This is a genomic window from Mycobacterium sp. (genome assembly GCF_025933915.1).
GTDB lineage: Bacteria > Actinomycetota > Actinomycetes > Mycobacteriales > Mycobacteriaceae > Mycobacterium.
This window is the reverse complement of sequence record NZ_JAICZA010000008.1, coordinates 50,516-60,191: the sequence shown is the minus strand read 5'-3', so window position 1 is coordinate 60,191 and position 9,676 is coordinate 50,516. Positions and strand designations below refer to the sequence as shown.

Annotated in this window: 9 protein-coding genes; 4 read left to right on the top strand and 5 right to left on the bottom strand. The window is 66.6% G+C overall.

Going from position 1 to position 9,676, the window contains the following annotated elements; translation table 11 throughout:
• The coding region (locus Q0W90_RS02375) for a glycosyltransferase (protein ID WP_297772971.1) at positions 1-1,732 on the top strand (1,732 nt) is incomplete at its 5' end.
• Between the two features lie 11 nt (positions 1,733-1,743).
• On the top strand, positions 1,744-2,787 hold the full coding sequence (locus Q0W90_RS02370; RefSeq protein WP_297772968.1) for a glycosyltransferase family 4 protein: 1,044 nt from the start codon (positions 1,744-1,746) through the stop codon (positions 2,785-2,787).
• Positions 2,788-2,797: 10 nt separating this feature from the next.
• Here Q0W90_RS02370 and Q0W90_RS02365 read toward each other — a convergent pair whose 3' ends face one another.
• Together Q0W90_RS02365 and Q0W90_RS02360 are read right to left on the bottom strand one after the other, a co-directional pair.
• Positions 2,798-3,283, bottom strand: coding sequence for a glycosyltransferase (locus tag Q0W90_RS02365; RefSeq protein WP_297594296.1), 486 nt, complete (start codon positions 3,281-3,283; stop codon positions 2,798-2,800).
• The gene (locus tag Q0W90_RS02360) at positions 3,280-3,735 is read right to left on the bottom strand and encodes a UDP-N-acetylglucosamine--LPS N-acetylglucosamine transferase (protein ID WP_297594298.1); all 456 of its coding nucleotides are present in this window, start codon (positions 3,733-3,735) and stop codon (positions 3,280-3,282) included. Before Q0W90_RS02360 ends, Q0W90_RS02365 begins: the two co-directional genes overlap by 4 nt.
• 272 nt (positions 3,736-4,007) lie before the next feature.
• Here Q0W90_RS02360 and Q0W90_RS02355 point away from each other — a divergent pair, with 272 nt between their 5' ends.
• On the top strand, positions 4,008-5,126 hold the full coding sequence (locus tag Q0W90_RS02355) for a Gfo/Idh/MocA family oxidoreductase (RefSeq protein WP_297594300.1): 1,119 nt from the start codon (positions 4,008-4,010) through the stop codon (positions 5,124-5,126).
• Positions 5,123-5,998 (top strand): hypothetical protein, encoded by an 876-nt coding sequence (locus tag Q0W90_RS02350; RefSeq protein WP_297594302.1) that lies wholly within the window; start codon positions 5,123-5,125, stop codon positions 5,996-5,998. Before Q0W90_RS02355 ends, Q0W90_RS02350 begins: the two co-directional genes overlap by 4 nt.
• A 20-nt stretch (positions 5,999-6,018) precedes the next feature.
• Here the strand turns inward: Q0W90_RS02350 and Q0W90_RS02345 are convergent, their stop codons facing one another.
• The 3 genes from Q0W90_RS02345 to Q0W90_RS02335 are packed head-to-tail and all read right to left on the bottom strand — an operon-like array spanning position 6,019 to position 9,663.
• The gene (locus Q0W90_RS02345; protein WP_297772965.1) at positions 6,019-7,710 is read right to left on the bottom strand and encodes a GMC oxidoreductase; all 1,692 of its coding nucleotides are present in this window, start codon (positions 7,708-7,710) and stop codon (positions 6,019-6,021) included.
• Positions 7,707-8,633, bottom strand: a complete 927-nt coding sequence (locus Q0W90_RS02340) for an aldo/keto reductase (protein WP_297772980.1) — start codon at positions 8,631-8,633, stop codon at positions 7,707-7,709. Before Q0W90_RS02340 ends, Q0W90_RS02345 begins: the two co-directional genes overlap by 4 nt.
• Positions 8,634-8,649: 16 nt before the next feature.
• Positions 8,650-9,663, bottom strand: coding sequence for a glycosyltransferase family 4 protein (locus Q0W90_RS02335; RefSeq protein WP_297772950.1), 1,014 nt, complete (start codon positions 9,661-9,663; stop codon positions 8,650-8,652).
• Positions 9,664-9,676: the final 13 nt, after the last annotated feature.

The following is a 9,676-nucleotide window of genomic DNA, read 5'->3' as shown; positions in this document are numbered from 1 at the left end:
GCGGTCGCTCGCGGTGCTGATCGTGGCCGGCGATCACCACGATCTGCTCGACGCGTGCCTTGGCAGCGTCGCCGAGCACCTGCCTGAGTTTCCCGTCTATGTCTACGGCCACGCGGAATCGGCCACGAAATACCCTGCGGTGCATCGGGTGTCGGGACCGGAGAACGTCGGCTTCGCCGCGTCCTGCAACGTCCTGGTGGAACACGCACCGGCGGACGCGGACCTGTTGCTGCTCAACGCCGATACCCGGCTGCTGGGGCCGCTGACCCGCACCCGAGCGTTGCTTGGCCGGCCGCACGTCGCCGCAGTGTCGCCGAGGGCGCACGCCACCGCGCCTGGCCGGGCGCCGGACGTGGACCACAGCTGCCTGGCGATCAACCGTGCGGCGTGGAACACCCTCGGCGGCTTCGACGAGGAGTTCTTCGGCTACGGTGCGGCCACCGACTGGCGGGCCAGGGCCCGTGCGCAGGGCTGGCGCGTCGTGCTGGCCGACGAACTCGGCGTCGATCGCCCGGTGATCGGCGAGAAGACCGTCAGTCCGGGCGAACGTCGCCGCAGCCATGACCTGGCCCGCGCCGACACCGCGCTATTGCTCGAACACCAACGCGGAGTCCACCACGCCGACGCGTACCTGGCGGGCGCCGCCGTGTGGGAGCGCGCGCGCAGGCGCGCGGTGCGCAGGCCGGCCGCCACCGACCTGCCGGCGATCGTGATCACCACCAACCGCCTGGTCTACGGTGGAGCTGAGCGGCAAAAGGCTTTGTTGGCAACGGAATTGGACCGTCGCGGCTACCCGGTCACGATCGCGTGCGTGCAGCGCTTCGGCCCGCTGATCTCCGAAATTCCGGAGACCGTGCGCGTCGTGCGCCAGCCGTGGTGGGCGCCGAATGTCGACATCCCGCCGGGCCCGGCGGTGGTCATCACCGGTGACACCAACACCGAGACGGGATTTGGCAGCTTGTGGCGCGCAGCGGGCCGGAAGCGGCGCTGGTTGGTCGCACCGCATGTCCCCCCGGAGGCGGATCGGCCCATCTACTCGCGGCCACTGACCGCTGCGATGCGCCGTGCGGACGGTCTCATCGTTCTGGCGCAACGACATTGGGATATGTTAGCCGCGCAGCACCGGCTCCGGGGAAGGAGATTCGTCGCACCCAACGGCGTCACCGACATCGGCGAGCCGGCTCCTCGGCTCCGCACCGCCGGTGAGCCGGTGCACCTGGTGATGCTGTCGCGCATCGTCGAGCACAAGAACCCGCATCTGCTGATCGAGGCGTTGAGTGAGCTCGGCGGGATGTCGTGGAAATTATCGATTTTCGGTGACGGGCCAGATCGGGAGAGGCTGCAGGCACGTACGCCTGCCGCGTTGGGCGATCGGGTCCAGTGGCGCGGATGGTCGCCCGGTCCAGGACCCGCGCTGGCGGACGCGGATCTGCTTTGTGTTCCGAGCCGTTCCGAGGCGTTCCCGGTGGTGATCCTCGAGGCGATGTCCCGGGGGGTTCCGGTTGCGGCGTCCGCGATTTGCGCTGTCCCGGAAATGCTGGATTTCGGAAGGGCGGGGTTCCTCGTCGAACCCGTATCCGTGTCGGGATGGCGAGAACAGCTTGCCCGGATCCTGGCAGACCCAGACCAACTGCCCTCGGTCGGACGACGCGGCTACGAGCGTATGCGCATGCATTACACGGTACAGGCGATGACCGACGCCTACCTGGACGCGATCCAAGCGGTACTGTGAATTCGCCTCGGGTGCTGTGGCTTTCGCCGTGGACACGGCCTGCGGTGCGCGTGCAGGCCGAAGCGCTGATGCGGCGGGGCGCCGATGTGCTGCTGGTGACCTCCGACCAGCACCCAGAGTCCGACGCCGCGCGTGATTACGAGTTGGTGCTCGACCCGCGGTTCCGCACGGCCGCGACCTGGCTGCCGACCTTCAAGGCCTGGCGGCGCGTCCGCGAATTCCGGCCCGACGTCGTGATCGCCGAGCTGGTCCGTGATCCACGCTGGATCGCCTTGGCGGGACTGGCTCCACGCATCCAGGTGGTGCACGACGACCGGCCACACGACCCCGACGAAGTGACACCGGCCTACGAACGCGCGGTATTCGACCGCTGGGGCGCCCGCTCGGCGGCCACCATCACCTACAGCGACCACGTCGCGACCGCCGTCGTCGCGCGGCGCGACGTCACTGGCACGCCCGTTCATGTTGTGCCCCTGGCCAGCGACCTCGACCTGGACCGAGTTCCACCGTTCGTGCCCCCCGAAGGGCGCCGCGATTTTGTCATGTTCGGGCGGCTCAACCCGTACAAGAACGTCGACGTCGTGCTCGACGCCTGGCGGCGACACGTGGCCGGCGGGCGCTGGCGCGGCGACAATCTGGTGCTCATCGGCGACGGGCCACTGGATGCCGCCGCGCTGCCCGAACACACGCGGTGGCGCAACGGCAGCTTCCGCTACTCCGATGTCGTCCCGACGCTTGTCGCGGCGAAAGGCTCTATCGCCCACTACCGGCGGGCTTCGCAGAGCGGTGTGCAAGTGCTTTCCATGCAGCTGGGCGTCATGCCGATCGTGTCCACGGCCGGGGCGTTGCCCGAATACCAGCCGCCCGGGTGCGCCCCGGTCGGGGTCGACGACGTCGCCGGATTGGCGGCCGCGTTCGACCTCCTGGCCGACCCGGTCAGCGCCGCCCAGCACGGAGCCGAGGCGGCGCGCCACTACGCGCAGCGCTGTGCTGTCGACCTGGTGGCGGCTCGCTTCCTGGAAGTCATCGCGGAGGTGACGGCGCGTCGGCGTTGAGACCGGCCGCTCACGCCAGCCCGCGCCAGTAGGCCTCCAGCCAACCGGTCAGCTCGCGGGCCCGGCCCAGCGCGTCGGCCGGAGCCGCCCGAGACCGCGTGGCCACGATGGCCGCCGGTAGCTCCTCCATTTCGCGGACCACGGTCGCCAGCCCGCCCGCCTCCATCTTCTCGGCGAACGGCAGCTGGTGCTCGTCGACGTGCTCTCCTCGCGACGAGCGGCGGGGGACCAGCACTGGATGCTTGCCCTGCTCGATGCACAGCAGCGTCGATCCGGCGCCGGCATGGGTGACGACCACGGAGGCGCAGCGGATCCGCTCGGCGACGTCCCCGAAGGACCCGAAGCGCTCGAACCGGGTATGGCGCGGCTCGTACCGGCATGTTCCGAGCTGCACGAAAAAATCGTCCTCGACCGCGCCCGTCGCGGCCAGCTCGTCGACGGCGCGCGCCAACCGGTCGAACGGGTGCACCTCCATGCCCATGATCACGAAGATCACACGATCCTCCCGTGATATTCGCTGCGGGATATCCGGTCGGCCAACTCCGGCCATTGCACCAGAAAGGAGGACGCAAACGGCTTCACCATCCGAGCGGTGAGCGAAAGCTCGGTGATGCGGGTGATGGACTCCACGAAGACGGTGGGAATCCGCAGCAGCCACGCCAGCCAGAGAAACGGGGCGGCCACGCCCGAACCGGTGGTCAAAATCATCGCGGGCCGGTGCCGTATCAACAGCCGCAGCGCCAGCACGAGGTTGCGCATTAGATTGGGGACATTGCGAACGGTTGGGTGAGCCGCCCAGTACACCTCTTGCTCGTCACGCAGCAGGTAACGGGCGTCAGCGGTCCCGAAACTCACCCAAAACCGATCCTTGTCCTGCCAAAACTCCCGCAGACAAAACATCTCGTAGATGTGCCCGCCGGAGGACGCGATCAGGAGCAAGCGACCCATTTCTCTCCTCACCCCAAAGGCGCTCGCGGCCAAGGCCGGCCGCGCAAAGAGAGTTCTAGACTCCCACGAACCGATTGACGAGATTGCCGGAATCATCAACCGACCGATGCTAACGTCCTCATCGTCGAGTGGAGCGCCTCGAAAGCAGGCGATCTGAATACTGCGGACAAAAGCAGGGGCGCCCGTATGTCGGGAATTCTTCCTGCCATCTGGCTGGACCACAAAGCTGTACACGTCGCGGCCGCGGGAGTCGAAAGTGAGGGGCGTCGCCGATGATTCGAACGGCGATCGTGGGCCTGGGCAAGATGGGGTTGTCGCACCTTGCGATCCTTCGTACGCACCCGGATCTCGACGTGGTCGGTATCTGCGATTCGGCCGGTTATGTGCGCGACATCCTCGCCAAGTACACCGGCCTTCCGTGCTACGACGACTTCGATCGGATGCTGGCGGAAACCCGCGCCGAAGCGGTCGTCGTCGCCGTCCCGTCGAGGCTGCACGCGTCGATGGTCGAAAAGGCCCTTGCGCGAGGGACACATGTCTTCTGCGAGAAGCCGTTCGTCCTCGATGTCCGGGATGGCGAGCGCCTGGTGGCCTTGGCTGAGAGCAATCGGCTCGTCACGCAGGTCGGCTACCACTGCCGCTTCATCGGCGCCTTCCAGGAGGCGGCAAGGATCGCCGCGACGGGCGCGCTCGGGCGGGTACACCACGTGCGCGCCGAGGCATACGGCCCCGTCGTCCTCCGCCAGAAGGGAAGCACCTGGCGCGGCGTGAAGGCCGAAGGCGGCGGCGCCCTCTACGACTACGCCTGCCACGCCATCGATTTGATGAACTTCGTCGCCGGCATGCCCCAGTCGGTTGACGGCATCGTCCGCCATAGCGTCTTCTCGCGCGACGTCGACGACGAGGTCTACTGCACGATGCACTATGCCGGCGGCGCGAGCGGCCAGTTGTGCGTGAACTGGAGCGACGAGAGCTTCCGCAAGATGTCGACCAAGGTCTCGGTGTGGGGAACCAACGGCCGTGTCGTCGCCGATCGGCAGGAATGCCAAATCTATCTCCGGGAGACACACCCCGGGCTCCCCGAGTTAGGGGCCGGCTGGACGATCCGCTACACGACCGATCTCACCGACGAGGTCTGGTATTACCTTCGCGGCGAGGAATATTCGGCGCAGATCGACTATTTCGCCCAGAGCGTCAAAGACAACCGCGTCGACGGCGAGAACACATTCCGCTCGGCACTCGACGTCGATCGTGTGGTCGACATGATTACCGGTGCCACGTTCGCCGCACGCCCCGCACCGCCGCCGGCCGCGAACGGCTCCCCGCGCGGCTCGCTCCGGCGCGAGATCGTCGCGCGCATCAAGAAACTCGCATCCTCGAGGGCGTCGTGACCATGGACCGTGTGCTTTTCGGCGACAACCAATTCTTCGGCGTCAACCACATGTCCGAGGAGAAGGCGCGCGCACAGGCGATACGGTTTCAGCACCTGCCGCCCGTGCTGGCGACGCTCGACGTCGCGTACCAGGAAGGCATCCGCACGTTCGTCTGCACGACGCACGATCGGGTCGGCGAAATCTGCGATCATTTCCGCGCCAACGAGGCTCACTACCCCGACTACGTCTTTTATCCGTGCATGCCGTACGCGCACAAGTATGCGAATGCTGTGACCGAGTTCGGGATGGTCGAGGCGCTCCGAAAGTTCCTGCCCGACGACGGCGCCGTCAGGTCGATGTTCAAGGGCGGGGTCGCCCTCGCCGGCAAGGACATCGAGCCGATCATGCAGCTGTTGGTCGACGCCGAGATGAAGATGTTCGCCGGGCTGTCCACGCCCGTCATCTTCATTCAGAACGTCGTCACCGACCTGCTCCTCGGGCTCGGGATGGGCGAGGGCTTCCGGTATTTCTCCGACCACGTGAAGCTCAAGTACGGTGCCGAACCGGGCTTCATCACGATGAACCTCCCACGCCTGCTCGACGCGCTCGACCGACAGGGTATCGAAAATCCCATCGTGTGCGCGAATTTCAACAAGATTGGCTTCCGGATGTGCGGGGGCATCGAGCTTTACGAGAAGACAATCCGCGAGCGCCGCTGCCGGTTGATTGCGATGTCGGTCCTCGCCTCGGGTGCGATCCCGCCGCGCGAGGCGATCGATTACGTCTGCAGGCAACCGCAGATCCATTCGATCGTCTTCGGTGCGTCCAGCCGGGCCAACATTCGGGAGACCAAGTCCCTGATCGACGAACTCTGGCGAGCGCCGACGTGATTCCCAGTCCCGGCCTATCGCTAATCCGTTGGCGGGCACGCTGTTCGAGCGCGTATCAGGCGCTCGGCCAGCCGGACGCCCAACGCCATGCCGAGAAGCGTCGGGTTGGCCTGGCTCGAAGTCGGCAATACGGATGTGCTCACGACGTACAGCCGTCGCACCCCGTGGACCTGCAGGTGCGGATCCACGACGCCGCCTTCGGGTGAGCTCGACATCCGGGTGGTGCCCGCCTGGTGGAAACCGGTCCGCTTCGCCATGTATGCACGGACCGAGCCCTCGACATCATCGGTCAGCCACTCCACGCGCCCCACACCGTGACGACGAAGATGCACGTCGATCGCGACGATAGCCGTGCGCACGCTTCGGTAGTCGGCGTCGGAGAAGTGCATATGGGTGCGAATCCGCCTCATGCCCAAGGCATCCCGTTCGTCGGTCAGCTCGATCCGACTTTCCCAGTGCGGAAGATGCTCGCCGTGGTACTGGAGCAGGTATCGATGGTCAGCGCTCTGCACGAAAAACCCTGGCGCCTTGCGGCCCCTGCGGAGGAAGCGTGCGTAGCTGAACGCGATCGCGAACCGGATCGAACCGAACGCGTCGCGCACAATATTGCGCAGGTGCGCCAAGACCTGCGCCGAGCCGCCTGTCTTCGTATGCGCCTCCCGGATCGCCCCCGCCAGCAGGAAACGGCCGATCGGTGAAATCAGAGTCAGGTAAACCCCGGACAGGATCCCACTCCCGTGATTCGGGTCGCTGATCGGCGGATTCACCAACCAGACTGCGGCATTAGGCATTCCGGCTTCACGTAGCAGGCGGGGATCGAAGGTGAAGCGACGGCGAACATACACGCCGTCGTTGTCCCGTTCGTAGCCGTACATGATCTGGTCGGTGGTGAATTGCACGCGCGCGACCCGGCCCTCGACATGAGCCATGTACCAGCGCCCCAGGTGCCCGCCCGCATTCCCCAGGCCCCCGGGGTGATGACGGTCGGAGGCCAGCAGCAGGCGGGTGGCCTCCAAACCACCCGTCGCGATGAGGTAGTCCGTCGCGACTACTCTCCCCTGCCGACCATTCAGCGTCTTGACCACCAAGTGTTCGACGGAGTCACCGGCCGCTGTCGTCACGATTTCGGTGCAGGTGAGGCCGGTCCACACCGTGAGACGGGAAGCGTTCCGCAACGCCGTCCGGTACTCGTGCCCGAAACGCGTGGGCAGGGCCCAGCGCTCGAGATCTGTCGTGCGGACGTCGCCGTCCGGGAGCCCCGCGATCATGTCGCGATGCGCAATTTCGGGGATAGCGCGGGCATTGAACGCCGCCTGGCCGCACACCGCCCAGTCGCAGGCCCGCTGGAGATACGGCTCGACGTCGTCGTACCCGATCGGCCACGGTGCCTGCGCGGTAATGGGTCGGTCCTCGAAATCGATGTGGTCGAAGCTGACACAGCGTCCCCCCCAGAGCGCGGAGGTTCCTCCGACCTGTCGGCGGACCGTTAGCTCGCTACGCGAATGGAAGTAGTCGTCCTGCCGCGAATCGAACATCGAAAGCTGTTGGGCTGAACGGTCGTTGCGCTCAAGCCCGCTTTCGATGAGGACCACGTGCACACCCGATCCTGCGAGTTCCAGCGCCGTCGCGATGCCGATCGGGCCGGCTCCGACGATCGCTACATCCGTCTCGATCGTCATGCCGGGGGCAAAGTCTTTCACGCCCCTGATCACGCGACGCCACCGTGTCGAAACTCCGCGACGAGCGCAAGGAACCGCGTCACGGTCTCCGCGTCCGGGGGGGACGAGATGGCGGACGCGGCCTCGGCGACCCGATGCGGCCTGGTCGAACTGTAAAGTATTGCGCTACAACCCATTACAGCCGCAGACGACGCGAGGATCAGCTTGGAGAGCGCCCCTGGGGCAAGCGGATCGGTCTGCATGGTTTCGCGCCACCGCCTCGCCATCGCAGGGTCCGCATGCAGCGCGCTTGCGAGCTTGCGATACGGCCGATCGAGTACGCCGAACGCGAGATCGGCAGGGCGCGGCGAAGGATTGAGCACGTCGCTGCGAAGCTGGCTTATGCCCTCGGGCGCGAAAGCCCCGGCAAAATCCGACTCGAGCCCCTCATCCTGCGAGACACCCCAGGCGCGAATTTTGCCCTGCCGGCGGGCGCTTTCGAAGAATTCGCGGAGTTCATCGGCCGCCACCGTGTCCTGAGGCCTTGGGGCGTGGACGAACAGGATGTCAACGTAGTCGACGCCGAGCGCCGCGAGACTCGCATCGAGGCTACGCGCCGCGATCCCCGCGTCGTACACTCGGCCGATCGCCGACGGCGCCTGCTGCCGCTTGACGATGCGGCGCAGCGCGGGCGCTCTTTTCAGCAATGCGCGTGCCGGACCCTGAAACCGGCCGAGGCGCCGGGCCGTGTCGCCGACGTCGATACCGAACTTGGTGGCAATGGTCACGGTGTCGCGCTCGATGGTGCGTAAGAACGCGCCCAGCTCCGCCTCCCCCCTGCCCAGGCCGTACATCCGGGCCGTGTCGAAGTGGGTGATGCCACTGTCCAGCGCGCCGGCGAGCACAGCCATGCGTTCCCTCCGGAACGGCGACTGCATCAGACTGCCGCATCCGAAACCCATTGCGCTCACCGACAATTGCGGGCCCTTGAGTTCAACGCGCCGCAATGCCGGACCCTTCGTAGATCTGCCGCAGCTGCGCATCGATGACTCGGGGACTTCGGGTGGTCGCGATGTGTTCCTGACCCCGCCACCCGTCACGCTCGGCCAGGTCCGGGTCGCGCAGGTATCTGCCGATGGCCGCCGCCAGTGCGGGCACGTCATCAACGGGAACAAGCATGCTCGGGTCCGGCGCGATCGCCGCCGTACCGCCGACGGGAGTTGCCACAAACGGCCGCGCGCCGGCGAGGGCCTCGGTCAGGATCATCGGCATTCCCTCGGCGGACGACGGCAGTGCAACCATTCGAACCGACCGGAGTAATTCTCGGATCTCATCCGGGTGCACCGGACCTTCGACACTTAGCCGCTCCGTTGGCGGCGGAACATAGTCGTCGATCGGACCGACGATTCGGCAACATCCCTCGATCCCCTCGGCAAGGAGCAGTCGCCACGCCGCGACCAGCCGGTCGACACCTTTGCGGCGACCGACGGCGCCCGCGAAAAGCACCACCGGCGGTGTCGAACCCGCCCCGGGCGCGTCGCTATCGATCGCGACCGGATTCGCCACGACGGCGGTACGCGCCGTGGGCGCCACTGCGGCGAGCGCGGCGCGCGCCTCCTCCGACAACACGATGACATGGTCGGCGCGCTTCAACGTGGCAGCCACGAAGCGGGGTCGCGACCTGGCGAACTCGGGAAAGTCGGGACCGTGGAGCGTGACGATCACCCGCAAGCCCCGGGCGCTGGCCACTCGGAGCAGCGTCCCTTCGCGCAACCACGCTCCACCGTTTGAGATGTGGAAGTGCGCGATCCTCGGGCGAGAGGTCCGCCCCAGCGCAAGCCCCGCGCGCACCGTGAGAAGGAGGTTCTTGAGGTGTCGGTACCCGTTCCACGTCGAGAGGACTCGGATATCGTCGGCGCCAATGTTGTTGTCGTGTATCACCCGAATCACGGACTGCGTGCCGCCGACGCTGTACATGTCGGGTCCCACATGTGTCACCGCGATCATTTCAGCCACACTC

What these genes read in the sequence shown, in the direction of transcription:
- Q0W90_RS02360 (WP_297594298.1), bottom strand. Translation starts at nt 3,735, where the DNA reads ATGGGTCGCTTGCTCCTGATCGCGTCCTCCGGCGGGCACATCTACGAG.
- Q0W90_RS02355 (WP_297594300.1), top strand. Translation starts at nt 4,008, where the DNA reads ATGATTCGAACGGCGATCGTGGGCCTGGGCAAGATGGGGTTGTCGCAC.
- Q0W90_RS02335 (WP_297772950.1), bottom strand. Translation starts at nt 9,663, where the DNA reads ATGATCGCGGTGACACATGTGGGACCCGACATGTACAGCGTCGGCGGC.